At 59.9% G+C, this 19,520-nt stretch carries 18 protein-coding genes; 13 read left to right on the plus strand and 5 right to left on the minus strand.

Annotated features, from left to right (window positions below; genetic code table 11):
- Positions 1-3 precede the first annotated feature (3 nt).
- Positions 4-1,698, minus strand: a complete 1,695-nt coding sequence (locus KGA89_RS01395) for a lactate permease LctP family transporter (protein ID WP_223470324.1) — start codon at positions 1,696-1,698, stop codon at positions 4-6.
- A 262-nt stretch (positions 1,699-1,960) separates the two neighbouring features.
- Between KGA89_RS01395 and KGA89_RS01400 the strand changes: the two genes are divergently transcribed.
- Positions 1,961-2,728 (plus strand): FCD domain-containing protein, encoded by a 768-nt coding sequence (locus KGA89_RS01400; RefSeq protein ID WP_013692246.1) that lies wholly within the window; start codon positions 1,961-1,963, stop codon positions 2,726-2,728.
- A 118-nt stretch (positions 2,729-2,846) separates the two neighbouring features.
- Here the strand turns inward: KGA89_RS01400 and smpB are convergent, their stop codons facing one another.
- A complete protein-coding gene (gene smpB, locus KGA89_RS01405; RefSeq protein ID WP_003197663.1) occupies positions 2,847-3,329 on the minus strand; it encodes an SsrA-binding protein SmpB in 483 nt (160 codons plus the stop codon).
- Positions 3,330-3,447: 118 nt separating this feature from the next.
- Here smpB and KGA89_RS01410 point away from each other — a divergent pair, with 118 nt between their 5' ends.
- The 3 genes from KGA89_RS01410 to KGA89_RS01420 are packed head-to-tail and all read left to right on the plus strand — an operon-like array spanning position 3,448 to position 5,601.
- Positions 3,448-4,851 (plus strand): sodium-dependent transporter, encoded by a 1,404-nt coding sequence (locus KGA89_RS01410; protein ID WP_223470325.1) that lies wholly within the window; start codon positions 3,448-3,450, stop codon positions 4,849-4,851.
- A gap of 7 nt (positions 4,852-4,858) precedes the next feature.
- A complete protein-coding gene (locus KGA89_RS01415; protein WP_223470326.1) occupies positions 4,859-5,302 on the plus strand; it encodes a type II toxin-antitoxin system RatA family toxin in 444 nt (147 codons plus the stop codon).
- Positions 5,299-5,601: an RnfH family protein gene (locus tag KGA89_RS01420; RefSeq protein ID WP_100264279.1), complete on the plus strand. Its 303-nt coding sequence runs from the start codon at positions 5,299-5,301 to the stop codon at positions 5,599-5,601. Before KGA89_RS01415 ends, KGA89_RS01420 begins: the two co-directional genes overlap by 4 nt.
- A gap of 59 nt (positions 5,602-5,660) precedes the next feature.
- Here the strand turns inward: KGA89_RS01420 and KGA89_RS01425 are convergent, their stop codons facing one another.
- Complete coding sequence (locus tag KGA89_RS01425; protein ID WP_072341055.1) at positions 5,661-6,188, minus strand: outer membrane protein assembly factor BamE; 528 nt, start codon at positions 6,186-6,188, stop codon at positions 5,661-5,663.
- 97 nt (positions 6,189-6,285) lie between these two features.
- On the opposite strand from KGA89_RS01425, the gene fur reads away from it, so the two are divergent.
- Positions 6,286-6,690, plus strand: a complete 405-nt coding sequence (gene fur, locus KGA89_RS01430; RefSeq protein WP_003197684.1) for a ferric iron uptake transcriptional regulator — start codon at positions 6,286-6,288, stop codon at positions 6,688-6,690.
- Between the two features lie 77 nt (positions 6,691-6,767).
- Here the strand turns inward: fur and recN are convergent, their stop codons facing one another.
- Positions 6,768-8,441 carry a DNA repair protein RecN gene (recN, locus tag KGA89_RS01435; protein WP_100264278.1) on the minus strand — a complete coding sequence of 558 codons (1,674 nt, stop codon included), beginning with the start codon at positions 8,439-8,441 and terminating at the stop codon, positions 6,768-6,770.
- A gap of 241 nt (positions 8,442-8,682) precedes the next feature.
- Between recN and grpE the strand changes: the two genes are divergently transcribed.
- The 8 genes from grpE (at position 8,683) to KGA89_RS01475 (ending at position 19,164) form a co-directional block, all read left to right on the plus strand.
- Complete coding sequence (grpE, locus tag KGA89_RS01440) at positions 8,683-9,249, plus strand: nucleotide exchange factor GrpE (protein WP_013692249.1); 567 nt, start codon at positions 8,683-8,685, stop codon at positions 9,247-9,249.
- 101 nt (positions 9,250-9,350) lie between these two features.
- The gene (gene dnaK, locus KGA89_RS01445) at positions 9,351-11,267 is read left to right on the plus strand and encodes a molecular chaperone DnaK (protein ID WP_003197691.1); all 1,917 of its coding nucleotides are present in this window, start codon (positions 9,351-9,353) and stop codon (positions 11,265-11,267) included.
- A 325-nt stretch (positions 11,268-11,592) separates the two neighbouring features.
- Positions 11,593-12,717, plus strand: a complete 1,125-nt coding sequence (gene dnaJ, locus KGA89_RS01450) for a molecular chaperone DnaJ (RefSeq protein ID WP_003197693.1) — start codon at positions 11,593-11,595, stop codon at positions 12,715-12,717.
- Positions 12,718-12,726: 9 nt separating this feature from the next.
- Entirely contained in the window at positions 12,727-13,533 is an 807-nt protein-coding gene (gene dapB, locus KGA89_RS01455; RefSeq protein ID WP_003197696.1) for a 4-hydroxy-tetrahydrodipicolinate reductase, read from the plus strand.
- Between the two features lie 255 nt (positions 13,534-13,788).
- Positions 13,789-14,925 (plus strand): glutamine-hydrolyzing carbamoyl-phosphate synthase small subunit, encoded by a 1,137-nt coding sequence (gene carA / locus KGA89_RS01460; RefSeq protein WP_223470327.1) that lies wholly within the window; start codon positions 13,789-13,791, stop codon positions 14,923-14,925.
- 105 nt (positions 14,926-15,030) lie between these two features.
- The gene (gene carB / locus KGA89_RS01465; protein ID WP_003197699.1) at positions 15,031-18,252 is read left to right on the plus strand and encodes a carbamoyl-phosphate synthase large subunit; all 3,222 of its coding nucleotides are present in this window, start codon (positions 15,031-15,033) and stop codon (positions 18,250-18,252) included.
- A gap of 2 nt (positions 18,253-18,254) precedes the next feature.
- Positions 18,255-18,731, plus strand: a complete 477-nt coding sequence (greA, locus tag KGA89_RS01470) for a transcription elongation factor GreA (RefSeq protein ID WP_027911987.1) — start codon at positions 18,255-18,257, stop codon at positions 18,729-18,731.
- 28 nt (positions 18,732-18,759) lie between these two features.
- Complete coding sequence (locus KGA89_RS01475; RefSeq protein WP_028237551.1) at positions 18,760-19,164, plus strand: hypothetical protein; 405 nt, start codon at positions 18,760-18,762, stop codon at positions 19,162-19,164.
- 10 nt (positions 19,165-19,174) lie between these two features.
- On the opposite strand, the gene KGA89_RS01480 is transcribed toward KGA89_RS01475, so the two are convergent.
- The gene (locus KGA89_RS01480) at positions 19,175-19,483 is read right to left on the minus strand and encodes a YhbY family RNA-binding protein (RefSeq protein ID WP_003197704.1); all 309 of its coding nucleotides are present in this window, start codon (positions 19,481-19,483) and stop codon (positions 19,175-19,177) included.
- Positions 19,484-19,520 lie beyond the last annotated feature (37 nt).

Here is a 19,520-nt window from a genome sequence, read left to right on the forward strand (position 1 = left end):
GACTTAATGAACCAGCATGCCGGTAAACCAGTAGGCCTGGGCCAACGTGATCAGGCCGACAATCGTTGCAAAGAATAGGCTGTGTTTGAGGGTGAAACGGAACAGATCCGATTCCTTGCCCACCAGCCCGGTCGCCGCGCAGGCCACCGCGATCGATTGTGGCGAAATCATCTTGCCGGTCACGCCGCCGCTGGTGTTGGCCGCGACGAGCAAGGTGTCATTGACGCCGAGCTGGTGCGCGGTGGTGGCTTGCAGCGAGCTGAACAGGGCGTTGGACGACGTATCGGAACCGGTCAGGAACACACCCAGCCAACCCAGGAACGGCGAGAAGAACGGGAACGCCGCGCCCGTGCCGGCCAGCACCAGGGCCATGGTCGACGACATGCCCGAGTAGTTGGTGACGAACGCGAATGCCAACACCATGCCGATGGACAGGATCGGCCAGCGCAGGTCGAAAAGCGTCTCTTTAAAAGTGGTAAGACCAGTTTTGATATTGATCTTCAGCACCAGCATCGAGATTAATGCGGAGAAGAAAATCGCCGTGCCGGTGGCGGAAATCGGATCAAGCTTGAACACGGCCGGAATGGCAGTGGGGTTGATCACGATGGGCGCGACCTTGATCACCATCTGGTCCAGGTGCGGGATGGCGAAGTTGAACACCCAGCCGTACATCGAGCCGCCAGCGGCGAACATCGCCTTGAACGGCTTGAGGGTCCAGATCGTCACCAATACGGTCAGGATCAGGAACGGCGACCAGGCCTTGATGATTTCCCCCAGGCTGTAGGGCGAAGCGACGGTGCTGCGCGGTTGGCCGAAACCACCGGCGCTGGCGGTGACCGTGGTGCTGGAGGTGGCGCCGGCAATCTGGGCGCCAGCGGTACGCTTGGGCTGCCAGACTTTCAGGAACAGCGTCAGGGAAATCAGGCTGGCCAGGGCGGAGGTGATGTCCGGCAGTTCCGGGCCAATGAAGTTGGAGGTGAAGTACTGGGTGATGGCGAAGCTCAGGCCTGCCACCAGTGCTGCTGGCCAGGTTTCCCGCACGCCGCGCAGGCCGTCCATCATGAACACCAGCCAGAACGGCACGAACAGCGACAGCAATGGCAGCTGGCGACCGGTCATGGCGCCGATCTTGAAGGCGTCGATCCCGGTGACCTGACCGGCCACGATGATCGGAATGCCCAACGCACCGAACGCGACCGGGGCGGTGTTGGCGATCAGGCACAGGCCGGCGGCGTACAGGGGATTGAAGCCCAGGCCGACCAGCAGGGCGGCAGTGATCGCCACCGGGGCACCGAAACCGGCGGCACCTTCCAAAAATGCGCCGAAGCAAAAGCCGATCAACAGCACTTGCAGGCGTTGGTCATCGGTAATCGACAGCACCGAGCTGCGAATCACCTCGAACTGGCCGCTCTTGACTGTCAGTTTGTAGAGGAATACGGCGGCGACGATGATCCAGGCGATGGGCCACAGACCGTAGGCAAAACCATAGCCGGCGGCTGCGAAGGCCATGTCGGCGGGCATATTGAAAGCGAAAATCGCCACGGCAATCGCCAGGGCCAGGGTGATGCTGCCGGCCACATGCCCCTTGAGGCGAAACACCGCCAGGGCCAGGAAGAAAAATACGATGGGAATGACGGCCGCGAGTGCGGACAAGCCGAGGCTGCCGAGCGGGCTGTAGAGCTGTTGCCAGGTTTGCATAATGGGTGGGCCCCTAATTGTTGTTGGTCAGGCACTGCCAGCGGGTTTGGTTAATTGGTAATACCAATTTACAATCGCTGTTGGCTAGGGTAAAAGCCTTGGTTGTCATGTGTCAATTTGCCGCCCTGAAACTTTCGTCGAATAAGCGGTGCAGAGCGCATCTGATCCGGTTGTGCAAAACGGCTTTGATGGGTGTGGACAAGGCCCGGATGGTCCAGAATAGAGAGCCCGGCGAGCCGTCGGGATCGTGGAGAATTGAGTTATGGGGTTTGATCAGATTCGTCAGCGCCGTTTGTCTGACGATATTGTCGAGCGGCTTGAAGGCATGATCCTTGAGGGCACGCTCAAGTCCGGTGAGCGGCTGCCGGCCGAGCGGACCCTGGCTGAGCAGTTCGGTGTGTCACGCCCTTCGTTGCGCGAGGCGATCCAGAAGCTGGCGGCCAAAGGCTTGTTGGTCAGTCGCCAGGGCGGCGGCAACTATGTGGTGGAGTCGCTGGGCTCGACGTTCAGTGATCCACTGCTGCAATTGTTGGAAAGCAATCCCGAAGCGCAGCGCGACTTGCTTGAGTTTCGTCACACCCTGGAAGCTTCCTGTGCTTATTACGCGGCGCAGCGGGCCACGGATGTAGACCGCGAGCGGCTGACGGCGGCATTCGACGAGCTGCAGGACTGTTACTCGCGTCACGAAGAGGTGAGCCGGGCGGAGGAGGGCGCGGCGGATGCCCGGTTTCACTTGGCGATTGCCGAGGCCAGTCATAACGCGGTGTTGCTGCATACCATCCGCGGCTTGTTCGACCTGCTCAAGCGCAACGTGGTGACCAACATCGGCGGCATGTACAAGCAGCGCAGTGAAACCCGCGACATGTTGATCAGCCAGCACCGGGAGTTGTACCAGGCGATCATGGGCGGGCACGCCGAACAGGCGCGGGAAGTGTCCAGCCGGCACATCTTGTATGTGCAGGAGGTTCTGGAAGAGGTGCGTCAGGAAGTGCAGCGCGTGGCGCGGGCGGAGCGGCGTAAAGGGATGTAATCGCGCCTGTGGACACTGTGGGAGCGAGCTTGCTCGCTAAAGCGGTCTGTCTGACACATCACTGCCGGATGTGTCGACGCCATCGCGAGCAAGCTCGGCTCCCACAGTTGATCCCGGGCTAGTCTTCCTTGCCCTTGTTGCGCACCGCGCGCTGCAGCTCGCGGCCGGCATCGCGTTCGCGTTCGGTATCGCGCTTGTCGTATTCCTTCTTGCCCTTGCCCAGGGCAATCTCGCACTTGATCAAGTGCTTGCTCCAGTACAACGACGTGCAGACGCAGGTGTAACCCTTCTGCTGCACGGAGGCGAAGAGTTTTTCCAGCTCGCGCTTGTTGAGCAGCAGCTTGCGCGAGCGCGTCGGGTCGGCGATCACGTGGGTGCTGGCGGTGGTCAGTGGCGTGAAATGGCTGCCCAGCAGCCAAGCCTCGCCGTCCTTGAGCAGCACGTAGCTGTCGACCAGTTGCGCCTTGCCGGCACGCAGGCTCTTTACTTCCCAGCCGGCCAGGACCATGCCAGCCTCGAAACGTTGTTCGATGAAGTAATCGTGTCGCGCCTTTTTATTTTGCGCGATGGTCCCTGTGGGGTGTTTCTTCTGTTTAGCCATAGGGGCGGCATTATAGGCAGTTGCGTGCGTGTCGGCTACGGTGAAGCAGCGTGCTTGAGCACGTTGAGTGAATCCCGGACAATGCGGCCTCTTTTTTGAATGCTTGGGCGTGATCACGATGTCGACAGACAAGGTTTCTGTCCACGGCAGTTGGGCTAGCCGCTGGGTTTTTATATTCGCTGCAACCGGTTCTGCGGTGGGGTTGGGCAGTATCTGGAAATTCCCCTACATGGTCGGCGTCTACGGTGGCGGTGCCTTCGTACTGATGTTCCTGGCGTGCATTGCGCTGATCGGCGCGCCGGTAATGCTGGCCGAAACCCTGATCGGTCGTCGGGCCCGGCAAAGCCCGGCCAATGCCTTGAAGGTGTTGGCGGTGGCGGTGGGGCACTCGCCCAAGTGGTCGTGGGGCGCCTTCGCCGGGATGATCACGGCGCTGTTGATCCTGTCTTTCTATAGCGTGGTCGGCGGTTGGTCGCTGGACTACATCATCGACATGGGGCGTGGGGATTTTCAGGGTGTGACGCCTGATCAGGTAGGCGCCTACTTCGGCAATGTGATTGCCGATCCCTGGAGGCTGACCCTCTGGCACACGATTTTCATGGTGCTCTCGGCGGTGGTGATTGCCCGGGGAGTGGTTGCCGGGCTTGAGCGCAGCCTGCGGATCATGATGCCGTTGCTGTTCGTGATGATCCTGGTGCTGCTGGGCTACAGCATGACCACCGGGCATTTCATGGAAGGCGTGCATTTCATGTTCGACTTCCAGCCGGAGAAAGTCCTGGATGGCCTGCTGCCGGCCATGGGGCATGCGTTTTTCTCCCTGAGCGTCGGGGTCGGTTCGATCATGATCTATGGCGCCTACATGCCCAAGAATGCATCCCTGACCCGGACCGTTGTCGGTGTCGCGCTGTTGGATACCTTCGTGTCACTGTTGGCGGGGGTGGCATTGTTTCCGATTGTGTTCGCCGCCGGCCTGAACCCCAGTGAGGGGCCGGGGCTGATGTTTGTCAGCCTGCCTTTTGCCTTCGGCAGCATGGCGTTCGGCCAAGTGATGGGCGTGGTGTTCTTTCTCCTGGTGGCCATCGCAGCCTGGAGTTCGGCCATCTCCCTGTTGGAACCCATGGTGGCTTACCTGGTTGAACGGACCCGGCTCAGCCGCGCCTGGGTAACCTTCTGGTTGGCCTTCACCTGCTGGTTTGTCGGCCTGGGCACGGTGTTTTCCTTCAATATATGGAAGCAAGCGAAGTTTTTCGTGAACGAAGACGGGCTGTTCCATCTCTACCAATGGGGCGCAACCGGAGGGCTGGATTTCTTCGGCGTGATTGATTTCTTCACCTCACGGATCATGCTGCCATTGGGTGGTTTGTGTTTCGTAGTGTTTGCAGGATGGATCATGGGGCGTGAAGCGGTGCGTGATGAATTGTCGCTGCGCAGCCCGGTATTGTTTGGTTTGAGCCTGTTCTTGATGCGCTACGTGGCGCCCATCGGCATTCTTGTAGTGTTTGCCGCCCAGCTGTGGAAGTGACGCTTACATGACGACACATATTCAACGCTCGGCCTTGCTGCCCTACCCGGCGCAGGCGCTGTATGACCTGGTCAACGATGTGGCGAGCTACCCGCAGTTCTTGCCGTGGTGCTCGTCGGCCGAGGTGCTGGAGAGCTCTGAAACCCATATGCGCGCCAGCCTCCACATTGCCAAGAGCGGCTTGAGCCAGCGCTTCGTCACGCGCAATACGCTGGTGCCGGGGCAGTCCATCGAGATGAATCTGGAAGAAGGGCCTTTCAACCAGCTCCACGGTGTCTGGGTGTTCAAGCCGCTGGGTGAAAAGGCCTGCAAGATCAGCCTGGACCTATCGTTCGACTACGCCGGTCCTCTGGTGCGGGCGACGTTGGGGCCGCTGTTCAATCAGGCCGCCAATACCCTGGTCGATGCGTTCTGCCAACGGGCCAAGCAGAATGCAGAGTTCAAGCGTTGATTGAGATAGAAGTGGTGTACGCCTCGGCGGAGCGTCAGGTCTTGCGCACCTGCGTGGTGCAAGAGGGCGCGAGTGTTCGCGCCGCACTGGCGGCATCGGGCATTGCCGATGTGTTTCCGGAGCTGGATCTGGCGACTTGCCCGGTGGGGATTTTTGGCAAGCTGGTTGCCGATCCAGAGCATCAGGTGGTGCAGGCGGCCGATCGACTGGAGATCTATCGCCCGTTGTTGGCCGATCCGAAGGAAATTCGTCGCTTGCGCGCGGCGAAGGCTGCCCAGGCACGCCAATCGGAGCAATAACCTGGCTTGAATGGCAGGCAATAAAAAACCCGGCATGCCGGGTTTTTTTATGCCGCAATTTATTGCGGCGAGGTGTCCAGGGGCTCTGGTGTCGGGACGGGTACGGTCTCGACTTTGTCCACGTCCTTCTGGATCTGGTCCAGCAACGAACCAGGCTTGGCCGGTTTTTCCGGTTTCGGCTGTTCGGCCTTCTGGGTCGGGTCAGTAACGGTGTTGTCGCTGTCCTTGCCCAAGATGGCCTCGTCACGGCTCACGCCAGGCATGAAATCGCCCGACAGGCTGACGAGTTGGTCGTTGGGGCTAAAGATAACGCTGATGCGTTCCTGCTGGCGCTCACCGCCGCCTGGCTGCAAGCTGTACAGGTAATCCCAGCGATCGGCATGGAACGTGTCGGTCAGCAGGGGGTTACCCATGATAAACCGTACTTGCCGGCGGGTCATTCCCGGGCGCAACTGGTCTATCATGTCCTGCGTGACGACATTGCCCTGCTGGATGTCGATTTTGTAAACCCCGGGGAATGAACAACCGGCGAGTGCGAGCAGTCCCACAAAGGTGAAACTGGTTAGCAAGAGCTTGGTGTTTTGCATCGGTGGGCGACTTCCACTATCTTGGCTGGGACAACGTAAACGCCGATCATACCCGCATTAAGAGAAGCTGCGAAGCAGCATCGCGAGAAAGCTGACCATGGTTGAAAATAGCGAACTACGCAAAGCCGGCCTCAAAGTGACCCTGCCACGGGTCAAGATTCTACAAATGCTCGATTCCGCCGAGCAACGCCACATGAGTGCTGAAGATGTCTATAAGGCGCTTATGGAGGCTGGTGAGGACGTCGGTCTGGCCACGGTTTACCGTGTTCTGACCCAGTTCGAGGCAGCTGGCTTGGTGGTGCGGCACAACTTCGACGGAGGCCATGCGGTCTTCGAACTGGACGACGGCAAGCATCACGACCATATGGTCAACGTCGAGACGAGCGAAGTGATCGAATTCTTCGACGAAGAAATCGAGCGGCTGCAGAAAGCAATCGTCGACAAGTATGGCTTCGAGATGGTTGATCACAATCTCGTGCTGTACGTACGCAAGAAAAAGTAAGCATGTCGCGCGGACTATTACGGTTCGTGAAACGAACGAAGGCGACCCCAGGGTCGCCTTCGTGCTGTCTGCCGTTCTCAGATTTTCGCGGTAACGACCATTTTTTTCGCGTGGGCCAGGGATTCCTTGGTGAGGTCGATGCCCCCGAGCATTCGCGCCACTTCTTCCACACGCTCGTTTTTGTTGAGTTTGGACACGGCGGTGCGAGTGGCATCCTCGCCGCGTACCTTGTGCACAAATAGATGCTGGTGTCCCTGGGCGGCGACCTGGGGTAGGTGAGTCACCGTCAGCACCTGGCCGCGTTCCCCCAGCCGGCGCAGCAACTGGCCGACAATTTCCGCGGTTGGGCCACCGATGCCCACGTCAACTTCGTCGAATACCAGCGTTGGCACGCGAGAGGTCTGCGCGGTGATGACCTGGATGGCCAGGCTGATTCGTGACAGCTCGCCGCCGGACGCGACTTTGGCCAGGGCCTTGAGCGGTTGCCCGGGGTTGGCGCTGACCAGCAGTTCCACTTGCTCCAGGCCATTGGGCTGGAGCTCGTCGCCAGCGTTGGGGCGCAATTCGATGGTGAAGCGTCCGCCCGGCATGCCCAGGCGCTGGATTTCCTGTTCCACGGCGCTGGCCAGCCCTGTTGCGGCGTGCTGCCGCAGTCCGCTGAGCTCCTTGGCCTTTTCCTGGTAATGACGGGCGTAAGAAGCCAGTTCGTCCCCCAGGCGCTCGATGGACTCATCGTTGGCGTTCAGGGTTTCCAGTTCTTCCAGCAGGCGCTGCTGAAGTTCGGCAACATCGGTCGGCTGGATGCGATGCTTGCGCGCCAGTGTATAGATAGTGTCCAGGCGCTCTTCCAGGTACTGCAGGCGGGCCGGGTCGGCATCGAAATGATCGAGGAACCGATTCAGCTCCCCTACGGCTTCTTCGACCTGGATCTGCGCACTCGTCAGCAGGTTGGTCGCTTCGTTCAGGGCGCCCACCGAATTGTTCACGCTGGAGAGTCGGTTCAAGCTCGCTGTCAGTGCATTGAGCACATTGCCTGAATCGCTCTCGCTGCATTGTTCGACCACTTGCCGGCAAATGCCCAGCAGGGTTTCGGCGTTGGTCAGGTTCTTGTGTTCCTGCTCCAGCTCTTCCAGTTCATTTTCACCCAGGGCCAGGTTCTCCAGCTCTTCGAGCTGGTAGCTCAATAACTGGTGACGGGCACGCTGTTCGTCGCCGGAATTGGAGAGTCGATCCAGTTCCTGGCGGGTCTGACGCCAGCGTTGGGCCGCCAGTTGGACCTGTCGGGCCAGATCGGTGGCGCCAGCGTATTCATCCAGCAAGCGGCGATGGGTGTCGGTCTTGAGCAGGGATTGGTGTTCATGCTGGCTGTGAATGTCGATCAGCAGCTCGCCGAGGGCCTTGAGGTCGCCCAAGGGGCAGGGCGTGCCGTTGATGTAGCCTCGGGAGCGGCCTTCAGCGGTGATGACTCGGCGCAGGATGCACAAACCGTCGGTGTCCAGGTCGCGTTCGGCCAGCCAGGCGCTGGCCTCGGGGATGTCGACCAGGTCGAATGTCGCCAGGATGTCGGCCTTGTCCGCTCCGGGGCGCACCACGCCACTGTCGGCGCGGTCGCCCAGCGTCAGGCCCAGGGCATCGAGCATGATCGACTTGCCTGCGCCGGTTTCACCGGTGATCACGCTCATGCCTCGATCAAGTTCGAGGTCGAGGTGTTCGACGATGGCGTAGTTGTGTACGGACAGGTGCACCAGCATAAGGCCGCTCCCAGGCTTTAGGTCTGGTTATTTATACAGTGTTTTGTTTTGGCCTGACAATGCCCACGCTTAGCTCGATTTGCTTGGACAAATGATTTTCTTAGCGCTGCGGGGAATGGTTATGCAGCTGCTTTTTGTAAGGTTAATTCGTCAGATGGCCCTTGAAGCTGCAAAACCCGACCCCATATACCGGGGCAGAAGCGCGAGTTGAGCTCGCGGACGAAGTTGAGAGGAGAAATCTATGGCTGACGAACAGACGCAGGACACGCAAAATCTAGACGCCAATCAGGCTTCCCAGGATTCCGGTGAAGACCTGGCGGCACGTGTACAAGTGCTCGAGGAGCAACTGGCCGGTGCGCAGGATCAGGCGTTGCGTGTAGCAGCCGACCTGCAGAATGTCCGCCGTCGCGCCGAGCAAGATGTAGAGAAGGCTCATAAATTCGCCTTGGAGCGTTTCGCCGGCGACCTGCTGCCGATCATCGACAGCCTGGAGCGTGGCCTGGAGCTGTCCAACCCGGATGACGAAAACATCCGTCCGATGCGTGAAGGCATCGAGCTGACCCTGAAGATGTTCCAGGACACCCTCAAGCGTTATCAGCTCGAAACCCTTGATCCGCATGGCGAACCCTTCAACGCCGAGCACCACCAGGCCATGGCGATGCAGGAAAGTGCCGACGTCGAGCCAAACAGTGTGCTGAAGGTTTTCCAGAAGGGCTATCTGCTCAATGGTCGCCTGCTGCGCCCGGCCATGGTCGTGGTCAGCAAGACGCCAGCGCCGGTTTCGCCTTCTATTGATGAGCAGGCTTGAAATCGGTCGTAGCGGCCCCATCTATATGTCAAGCGTTTAAGTGCTACCGCAGTTAGCCACCACTGCTGCGGCAACAAAATCCAAGTTCCGGGAGAGTTAACATGGGCAAGATTATCGGTATCGACCTGGGGACGACCAACTCGTGCGTCTCCGTGCTGGAAAACGGCAAGGCCAAAGTCATCGAAAACGCTGAAGGCGCGCGTACCACGCCGTCGATCATCGCTTACGCCAATGATGGCGAGATTCTGGTTGGCCAGTCGGCCAAGCGTCAGGCAGTGACCAATCCGCATAACACCCTGTACGCGGTGAAGCGTCTGATCGGTCGCAAGTTCGACGAAGAAGTCGTCCAGAAAGACATCAAGATGGTTCCTTACAAAATCGCCAAGGCTGACAACGGCGACGCCTGGGTTGAAGTGAACGGCCAGAAAATGGCGCCGCCACAGATCTCGGCTGAAATCCTCAAGAAAATGAAGAAAACCGCCGAAGATTACCTCGGCGAAGCGGTGACTGAGGCGGTCATTACTGTTCCTGCCTATTTCAACGACAGCCAGCGCCAGGCGACCAAAGATGCCGGCCGCATCGCGGGCCTGGACGTAAAACGTATCATCAACGAACCGACTGCGGCCGCTCTGGCCTACGGTATGGACAAGGCCAAGGGCGATCACACCGTGATCGTTTACGACCTGGGTGGCGGTACCTTCGACGTCTCCGTGATCGAGATCGCTGAAGTCGACGGCGAGCACCAGTTCGAAGTGCTGGCAACCAACGGTGACACGTTCCTCGGTGGTGAAGACTTCGACATCCGCCTGATCGACTACCTCGTCGACGAGTTCAAGAAAGAAAGCGGCATGAACCTCAAGGGTGACCCGCTGGCCATGCAGCGCCTGAAAGAAGCCGCTGAAAAAGCCAAGATCGAACTGTCCTCGAGCCAGTCGACCGACGTGAACCTGCCGTACATCACTGCAGATGCCACAGGTCCTAAGCACCTGAACGTAAAAATCTCCCGCGCCAAGCTCGAAGCGCTGGTGGAAGACCTGGTTCAGCGCACCATCGAACCTTGCCGCATCGCCATGAAAGACGCCGGTATCGACGTTGGTTCGATCAACGACGTGATCCTGGTTGGCGGTCAGACTCGTATGCCACTGGTTCAGAAGCTGGTCACCGATTTCTTCGGTAAAGAGGCACGTAAAGACGTCAACCCTGACGAAGCTGTTGCCATGGGTGCTGCTATCCAGGGCGCGGTGTTGGCTGGTGACGTGAAAGACGTTCTGCTGCTCGACGTCAGCCCGCTGACGCTGGGTATCGAAACCATGGGCGGCGTAATGACCGCGCTGATCGAGAAAAACACCACGATTCCTACCAAGAAATCGCAAGTGTTCTCGACTGCCGATGACAACCAGGGCGCAGTGACCATTCACGTACTGCAAGGTGAGCGTAAGCAAGCCGCACAGAACAAGTCCCTGGGCAAGTTCGACCTGGCCGAGATTCCACCAGCACCACGTGGCGTGCCACAAATCGAAGTGACCTTCGACATCGACGCCAACGGCATCCTGCACGTCGGCGCGAAAGACAAGGCCACTGGCAAGACCCAGTCGATCGTGATCAAGGCCAACTCCGGTCTGTCCGAGGAAGAAATTCAGCAGATGGTTCGCGATGCTGAAGTCAACGCCGAGGAAGACCGCAAGTTCGAAGAGCTGGCCAGCGCTCGCAACCAGGGCGATGCCTTGGTGCACTCGACTCGCAAAATGATCGCTGATGCTGGCGAAAAAGTGACCGCGGAAGAGAAAGCTGCCATCGAAGCGGCCGTGGTTGCCCTGGAAGCTGCCGTCAAAGGCGACGACAAGGCCGCCATCGAAGCGAAGATCGAAGAGCTGTCCAAGGTCTCCGCGCCAGTGGCTCAGAAGATGTACGCCGAACAGGCTCAGCCTGCAGAAGGCGCGGCTGCGCAGGGCGAATCGGCCGAGAAAGCCGACGACGTCGTTGACGCCGAGTTCGAAGAAGTGAAAGACCACAAGTAATCGCTTGTTGGTCGGCCGGTTGACTGCATTTGTGCGGTGGCTGGTAGGATGTCGCCGCGCGGGAGCTTGCTCCCGCGTTGGCGTGTCTGGAGCCAATGAATTTTTACAGCATGCGACAACGCTCGGATGCTGGCGGTGCGTTCGGGAATGCTCCTGCTTTCCGGCGATGGGCACTGCGTTTTGGCCGGGGCCCTGGCTGAAATATTTAAAGACCAGGATCGTTGATGAATTGACGTGAGTTGGGTCCGGGCCTGTATTGGGGCTCAACGAGTTTGGCAAGGTTCAGGAGAGGTTTGCCGGACGTCCTATAAGAGTGCAAAGACTAATGGCAAAGCGTGACTTTTACGAAGTATTGGGTGTCGAGCGGGGGGCCAGCGAGGCAGACCTGAAAAAGGCCTATCGTCGCCTGGCGATGAAGCACCACCCGGACCGTAACCCCGGCGATAAAGCGTCGGAAGAGATGTTCAAGGAGGCCAACGAGGCCTACGAAGTACTGTCCGATTCGAGCAAGCGCGCGGCTTACGACCAGTACGGTCATGCCGGCGTCGACCCAAGCATGGGTGGCGGCGGTGCCGGTTTCGGCGGTCAGAACTTTTCCGATATTTTCGGTGATGTGTTCAGCGATTTCTTCGGTGGCGGTCGCGGCGGTGCCCGTGGCGGCGCCCAGCGTGGCAGCGATTTGCGCTACACGCTGGAGTTGAACCTGGAAGAGGCGGTGCGCGGTACTACCGTCAATATCCGCGTTCCAACGCTGGTCAATTGCAAGCCGTGCGATGGCTCGGGTGCCAAGAAGGGCTCCTCGCCCGTTACGTGCCCAACCTGCGGCGGCATCGGCCAGGTCCGCATGCAGCAGGGCTTCTTCTCGGTGCAGCAGACCTGCCCGCGTTGCCATGGCCAAGGCAAGATCATTTCCGATCCGTGCGACTCCTGCCACGGTGAAGGGCGTGTCGAAGAGTACAAGACGCTGTCGGTCAAAGTGCCGGCCGGTGTCGACACCGGTGACCGCATTCGCCTGTCCGGCGAAGGCGAGGCGGGTGCCCAGGGCGGCCCGACTGGTGACCTGTATGTGGTCATCAACGTGCGCGAGCATGCGATTTTCCAGCGCGACGGCAAGCACCTGTTCTGCGAAGTGCCGATCAGCTTCGTCGATGCGGCCTTGGGTGGTGAGCTTGAGATCCCGACCCTCGACGGTCGCGTCAAGCTGAAAATCCCCGAGGGCACGCAGACCGGCAAGCAGTTCCGGATTCGTGGCAAAGGCGTCGCGCCAGTGCGTGGCGGCGGTGCGGGCGACCTGATGTGCCGTGTGGCGGTGGAGACTCCGGTCAATCTGGGTCGGCGTCAGCGTGAGCTGTTGGAAGAATTCCGCAACTCGTTGGCGGATGACAACAGCCACTCCCCGAAAACCACTGGTTGGTTCGAAGGCGTGAAGCGCTTCTTCGGCGACCTGTAAGGAGTTCGCATGCGACGTATAGCTGTGATGGGCGCTGCGGGGCGCATGGGCAAGGCGCTGGTCGAGGCGGTGCAGCAACGCTCGCCGCTTTCCGGCCTGACGGCGGCCATCGTTCGGCCCGACAGTACGCTGGTAGGCGCCGATGCGGGCGAGTTGGCCTCGTTGGGGCGTATCGGCGTGCCGATGTCCGGCGGCCTGGAGAAAGTGCTCGACGAGTTCGATGTGCTGATCGATTTCACCCTGCCGGAAGTGATGCTGAAAAACCTCGCGATCTGCCGCAAGCACGGCAAGGCCATGGTGATCGGTACGACGGGGCTGGACGCTGCGCAAAAGCAATTGCTGGCCGATGCGGGCAAGGACATTCCGATCGTGTTCGCCGCGAACTTCAGCGTGGGCGTGAACCTGTCGCTGAAGCTGCTGGACATGGCTGCCCGGGTCTTGGGTGACGATGCGGATATCGAAATCATCGAGGCGCATCACCGGCACAAGATCGACGCGCCTTCGGGAACGGCCTTGCGCATGGGTGAGGTGATTGCCGATGCGCTGGGTCGCGATCTGCAGGAAGTGGCCGTGTATGGGCGCCAGGGGCACACCGGCGCGCGTGAGCGCAGCACCATCGGTTTCGCCACTGTGCGCGGCGGTGATGTGGTGGGCGACCACACCGTGCTGTTCGCCACTGAGGGTGAGCGCCTGGAGATCACCCACAAGGCGTCGAGCCGGATGACTTTCGCCAAGGGTGCTGTACGTGCCGCGCTGTGGCTGGATGGCCGCGAGCCTGGTTTGTACGACATGCAGGACGTTCTCGACCTGCGTTGATGCCCTTAAGTGCGGGGTTCAGGTTATACTGAGCCCCGTTTTACACCGCTTCGCGACGGCCTGTCGCATTCCCCTGCCTTTAAGGCTCATTAGCGGTGGACCAAAAATGCCTTTTTCTGTAAGCTACAGCTTTAGTGTGTCCACTAAAAGCGCGCAGAATAATTCAGTGAACAAGCGGGGTGACGTGTCCATACGTCACTCCGCTTTTTTACAACCTGCGATCGCCCTTTCAGGCTTTATTTACGGGAGGTCTTCTTGACTAAGCCAGCCATACTCGCCCTTGCTGATGGCAGCATTTTTCGCGGCGAAGCCATTGGAGCCGACGGTCAGACCGTTGGTGAGGTGGTGTTTAACACCGCAATGACCGGCTATCAGGAAATTCTTACCGATCCTTCCTACGCCCAACAAATCGTTACCCTGACTTACCCGCACATCGGCAACACCGGCACCACGCCGGAAGACGCCGAGTCTGATCGTGTCTGGTCCGCCGGCCTGGTCATCCGTGACTTGCCGCTGGTGGCGAGCAACTGGCGTAACACGATGTCCCTGTCCGATTACCTGAAAGCCAACAACGTTGTGGCGATTGCCGGTATCGACACCCGTCGCCTGACCCGCATCCTTCGGGAAAAAGGCGCACAAAACGGCTGCATCATGGCCGGCGACAACATTTCCGAAGAAGCCGCCATCGCCGCTGCCCAGGGCTTCCCTGGCCTCAAGGGCATGGACCTGGCGAAAGTCGTCAGCACCAAGAAGCAGTACGAATGGCGCTCCACGGTCTGGGACCTGAAGACCGACAGTCACGCGACGATCGAGGCTTCCGAGCTGCCTTACCACGTGGTGGCCTACGACTACGGCGTCAAGCTGAACATCCTGCGCATGCTGGTCGAGCGTGGTTGCCGCGTCACCGTGGTGCCGGCCCAAACCCCGGCCGCCGACGTCCTGGCCCTCAAGCCCGATGGCGTGTTCCTGTCCAACGGCCCGGGTGACCCGGAGCCTTGCGACTACGCGATCCAGGCGATCAAGGACGTGCTGGAAACCGAGATCCCGGTATTCGGTATCTGCCTCGGTCACCAGTTGCTGGCCCTCGCTTCGGGCGCCAAGACCTTGAAGATGGGTCACGGCCACCACGGTGCCAACCACCCCGTGCAGGACCTGGATACCGGCGTGGTGATGATCACCAGCCAGAACCACGGTTTCGCGGTGGACGAAGCCACCCTGCCGGTCAACGTGCGCGCGATTCACAAGTCGCTGTTCGACGGCACGCTGCAAGGTATCGAGCGTACCGACAAGAGCGCGTTCAGCTTCCAGGGCCACCCTGAAGCCAGCCCGGGCCCGAACGATGTGGCGCCGCTGTTCGATCGCTTCATCAATGAGATGGCCAAGCGACGCTGACTGCGTGAAGCCCGAAGGCGGCCCCGAATACGGCGGCCCCTTCGGGCGCTACAAAGATTGTTCGACGGCCTAGCCGACTGACCTGCGGATTTGAGTGACAAACCCATGCCAAAACGTACAGACATAAAAAGCATCCTGATTCTCGGCGCTGGCCCGATCGTGATCGGCCAGGCCTGCGAATTCGACTACTCCGGCGCCCAGGCCTGTAAAGCCCTGCGCGAAGAGGGCTACCGCGTCATTCTGGTGAACTCCAACCCGGCCACCATCATGACCGACCCGGCCATGGCTGACGCCACCTACATCGAGCCGATCAAGTGGCAGACCGTTGCCAAGATCATCGAGAAGGAACGCCCGGACGCGCTGCTGCCGACCATGGGTGGCCAGACCGCGCTGAACTGCGCCCTGGACCTGGAGCGCGAAGGCGTCCTGGAGAAGTTCGGTGTGGAAATGATCGGCGCCAACGCCGACACCATCGACAAGGCCGAAGATCGTTCGCGCTTCGACAAGGCGATGAAATCCATCGGCCTGGACTGCCCACGCTCGGGCATCGCCCACAGCATGGAAGAGGCCAACGCCGTCCTGGAACGCCTTGGCTTCCCCTGCATCATCCGTCCGTCCTTCACCATGGGCGGCACCGGTGGCGGCATCGCCTACAACCGTGAAGAATTCGAAGAAATCTGCGCCCGTGGTCTCGACTTGTCGCCGACCAAGGAACTGCTGATCGACGAATCCCTGATCGGCTGGAAAGAATATGAAATGGAAGTTGTCCGCGACAAAAAGGACAACTGCATCATCGTCTGCTCCATCGAGAACTTCGACCCGATGGGCGTGCACACCGGTGACTCGATCACCGTCGCACCAGCCCAGACCCTGACCGACAAGGAATACCAGATCCTGCGTAACGCCTCCCTGGCGGTACTGCGCGAGATCGGCGTGGAAACCGGCGGCTCCAACGTCCAGTTCGGCATCTGCCCGAACACCGGTCGCATGGTGGTCATCGAGATGAACCCGCGGGTATCCCGTTCGTCGGCCCTGGCTTCCAAGGCCACTGGTTTCCCGATTGCCAAGGTCGCTGCCAAGCTGGCCGTGGGCTACACCCTGGACGAGCTGTCGAACGACATCACCGGCGGCAAGACCCCGGCGTCCTTCGAACCGTCCATCGACTACGTCGTCACCAAGCTGCCACGCTTTGCCTTCGAGAAGTTCGCCAAGGCTGACGCCCGCCTGACCACCCAAATGAAGTCGGTCGGTGAAGTCATGGCCATCGGCCGGACCTTCCAGGAGTCCTTGCAGAAAGCCCTTCGCGGCCTGGAAGTGGGCGTCTGCGGTCTCGATCCGAAGCTGGACCTGGCCGACCCGGAAAGCATGAGCGTGCTCAAGCGCGAGCTGACCGTGCCGGGCGCCGAGCGTATCTGGTACGTGGCCGACGCCTTCCGTGCCGGCATGACCGTCGAGCAGATCTTCGGCATGAACATGATCGACCCTTGGTTCCTGGTGCAGATCGAAGATCTGATCAAGGAAGAAGAGAAGGTCAAGACCCTGGGCATGTCCAGCATCGACCGCGACATGATGTTCCGCCTCAAGCGCAAAGGCTTCTCCGATATGCGCCTGGCCAAGTTGCTGGGTGTGACCGAGAAGAGCCTGCGTGCGCATCGCCACAAGTTGGAAGTGTTCCCGGTCTACAAGCGCGTCGACACCTGCGCGGCCGAGTTCGCCACCGATACCGCCTACCTGTACTCCACGTACGAAGAAGAGTGCGAAGCCGCGCCATCGACGCGCGACAAGATCATGATCCTGGGTGGCGGTCCTAACCGGATCGGCCAGGGCATCGAGTTCGACTACTGCTGCGTACACGCGGCACTGGCCCTGCGCGACGACGGTTACGAGACCATTATGGTCAACTGCAACCCGGAAACCGTGTCCACCGACTACGACACCTCCGATCGCCTGTACTTCGAGCCAGTGACCCTGGAAGACGTGCTGGAAATTGTCCGCGTCGAGAAGCCGAAAGGCGTGATTGTCCAGTACGGCGGCCAGACTCCGCTGAAACTGGCGCGCGCCCTTGAAGCCGCTGGCGTGCCGATCATCGGCACCAGCCCGGATGCGATCGACCGCGCCGAAGACCGTGAGCGTTTCCAGCAGATGGTCGAGCGCCTGAACCTGCGCCAGCCGCCAAACGCCACCGTGCGCAGCGAAGACGAAGCGATTCGTGCCGCCGCCAAGATCGGTTATCCGCTGGTGGTGCGTCCGTCCTATGTACTGGGCGGCCGTGCGATGGAAATCGTCTATCAAGAAGACGAGCTCAAGCGCTACCTGCGTGAAGCGGTCCAGGTCTCCAACGACAGCCCGGTGCTGCTGGATCACTTCCTCAACTGCGCCATCGAAATGGACGTGGATGCGGTCAGCGACGGCAAGGACGTGGTGATTGGCGCGATCATGCAGCACATCGAACAAGCGGGCGTTCACTCCGGTGACTCCGCTTGCTCGCTGCCGCCTTACTCGCTGCCGGCGCACATCCAGGACGAGATGCGCGAGCAGGTCAAGAAAATGGCCCTGGAACTGGGCGTTATCGGCCTGATGAACGTGCAACTGGCCCTGCAGGGCGAAGACATCTACGTCATCGAAGTCAATCCGCGCGCTTCCCGGACGGTGCCGTTCGTCTCCAAGTGCATCGGTGTTTCCCTGGCGATGATCGCTGCCCGGGTCATGGCTGGCAAAACCCTGAAGGAACTGAATTTCACCAAGGAAATCATTCCGAACTTCTACAGCGTGAAAGAGGCGGTGTTCCCGTTCGCCAAGTTCCCTGGCGTCGACCCGATCCTCGGTCCTGAGATGAAGTCCACCGGTGAAGTGATGGGTGTGGGCGATACCTTCGGTGAAGCCTTCGCCAAGGCCCAGATGGGCGCCAGCGAAGTGCTGCCGACTGGCGGCACGGCGTTCATCAGCGTGCGTGATGACGACAAGCCACTGGTTGCAGGCGTAGCCCGTGATCTGATCAACTTGGGCTTCGAAGTGGTCGCCACTGCCGGTACTGCCAGGCTGATCGAAGCGGCAGGCCTGAAAGTGCGCCGCGTGAACAAGGTGACCGAGGGGCGTCCGCACGTGGTCGACATGATCAAGAATGACGAAGTCACGCTGATCATCAACACCACCGAAGGTCGTCAGTCGATCGCCGATTCCTACTCCATTCGTCGCAATGCGCTGCAGCACAAGATCTACTGCACCACGACCATTGCTGCGGGCGAAGCGATCTGCGAAGCGCTCAAGTTCGGTCCCGAGAAGACCGTGCGTCGCTTGCAGGATCTACATGCAGGATTGAAGGCATGAGCATAACCAAGTACCCGATGACAGTTCAGGGCGCGAAGGCTCTGGAAGAAGAACACGCTTTCCTGACCAAGGTCGAGCGCCCGCGCTTGAGCCAGGCTATTGGTGAAGCGCGTGAGCTGGGCGATCTCAAGGAGAACGCCGAATACCACGCTGCCCGAGAGGAGCAGGGGATGGTCGAGGCGCGTGTCCGTGATATCGAAGGTCGCATGCAGAATGCTGTGATCATCGATGTCACGACGATCCCGCACACTGGCAAGGTGATCTTTGGCACTACCGTGGAAATCGCCAACGTCGAGACCGATGAAAGCGTCACTTACCAGATCGTTGGTGAGGACGAGGCAGACATCAAGCTCGGCAAGATCTCCGTTGGTTCGCCCATCGCTCGCGCCTTGATTGCCAAGGAAGAGGGCGATGTGGTGGTGGTGAAGACGCCAGGTGGTGTCATCGAGTATGAGATTGTCGAAGTCCGTCACATCTGAACGAAGGCGCCCGCTGCGAGCGGGCGCCATGATCTGGCAGCTCACCCAGATGTTGTGGGTGGGCGGCGTCTGGTTGTTGCACATCGGTTTGCTGCCGGTGCTGGGTCGAGTCGGCCTGGCACCGCTGCTCATCGATGAAATCGCAGGCATGCTGACGGCGCTGCTGGTGGGTTTTTCCGCGGCGTGCGTAATGTTTCAGGCTTTGGTGCTGGTTCAGGCCGAGGGCCTTGCCAGTCTATGGCGCGACATTCGTGGGCAATTGTTGCTCATGTCGTTGTACGCGTGCGGGATGTTCTTCGCGGTGCGTCTCGGCTGGCCGGATGCGAGCCAGTGGCAGGCATTCAGTTACCTGGTGCTGGGTTTTTCCGGATTGGTGCTGGTGTTGCAACCGGTTCCCGGGTGGAGCGGCAGGGTGTGCGAGGCACACCCTTGACCCTTTGACATCACTTGAAGCGGTGAACGTTCGACAGTTGCTTGTTGACGCTGAAATTCTTGCGATAAATCAGCGCCATCTTGCCGATGACCTGTACCAGGTCTGCCTTGCCGGTCTTGCACAGTTCGGCAACGGCAGCCAGGCGGGCTTCGCGGTCGAGGATGTTGAGCTTGATCTTGATCAGTTCGTGATCGCTCAAGGCGCGTTCCAGTTCGGCGAGTACACCTTCAGTCAAACCGTTGTCAGCCACAGTCAAAACCGGTTTCAGATGGTGGCCAATGGATTTGTATTGTTTCTTCTGCTCTTGAGTGAGCGGCATAATCTGACCCCTGCGTCTGATCTTGTAAAAAGCGGCG

The organism is Pseudomonas sp. A-RE-22 (assembly GCF_019956035.1).
GTDB lineage: Bacteria > Pseudomonadota > Gammaproteobacteria > Pseudomonadales > Pseudomonadaceae > Aquipseudomonas > Aquipseudomonas brassicacearum.

Bases quoted from the DNA above. Each gene is read 5' to 3' on its own strand.
- dapB (WP_003197696.1), top strand. From the start codon at position 12,727: ATGCGACGTATAGCTGTGATGGGCGCTGCGGGGCGCATGGGCAAGGCG.
- recN (WP_100264278.1), bottom strand. From the start codon at position 8,441: ATGCTGGTGCACCTGTCCGTACACAACTACGCCATCGTCGAACACCTC.
- dnaJ (WP_003197693.1), top strand. From the start codon at position 11,593: ATGGCAAAGCGTGACTTTTACGAAGTATTGGGTGTCGAGCGGGGGGCC.
- KGA89_RS01410 (WP_223470325.1), top strand. From the start codon at position 3,448: ATGTCGACAGACAAGGTTTCTGTCCACGGCAGTTGGGCTAGCCGCTGG.
- carB (WP_003197699.1), top strand. From the start codon at position 15,031: ATGCCAAAACGTACAGACATAAAAAGCATCCTGATTCTCGGCGCTGGC.
- KGA89_RS01475 (WP_028237551.1), top strand. From the start codon at position 18,760: ATGATCTGGCAGCTCACCCAGATGTTGTGGGTGGGCGGCGTCTGGTTG.
- dnaK (WP_003197691.1), top strand. From the start codon at position 9,351: ATGGGCAAGATTATCGGTATCGACCTGGGGACGACCAACTCGTGCGTC.
- KGA89_RS01415 (WP_223470326.1), top strand. From the start codon at position 4,859: ATGACGACACATATTCAACGCTCGGCCTTGCTGCCCTACCCGGCGCAG.
- KGA89_RS01395 (WP_223470324.1), bottom strand. From the start codon at position 1,698: ATGCAAACCTGGCAACAGCTCTACAGCCCGCTCGGCAGCCTCGGCTTG.
- grpE (WP_013692249.1), top strand. From the start codon at position 8,683: ATGGCTGACGAACAGACGCAGGACACGCAAAATCTAGACGCCAATCAG.
- KGA89_RS01425 (WP_072341055.1), bottom strand. From the start codon at position 6,188: ATGCAAAACACCAAGCTCTTGCTAACCAGTTTCACCTTTGTGGGACTG.
- KGA89_RS01480 (WP_003197704.1), bottom strand. From the start codon at position 19,483: ATGCCGCTCACTCAAGAGCAGAAGAAACAATACAAATCCATTGGCCAC.
- smpB (WP_003197663.1), bottom strand. From the start codon at position 3,329: ATGGCTAAACAGAAGAAACACCCCACAGGGACCATCGCGCAAAATAAA.
- KGA89_RS01400 (WP_013692246.1), top strand. From the start codon at position 1,961: ATGGGGTTTGATCAGATTCGTCAGCGCCGTTTGTCTGACGATATTGTC.
- fur (WP_003197684.1), top strand. From the start codon at position 6,286: ATGGTTGAAAATAGCGAACTACGCAAAGCCGGCCTCAAAGTGACCCTG.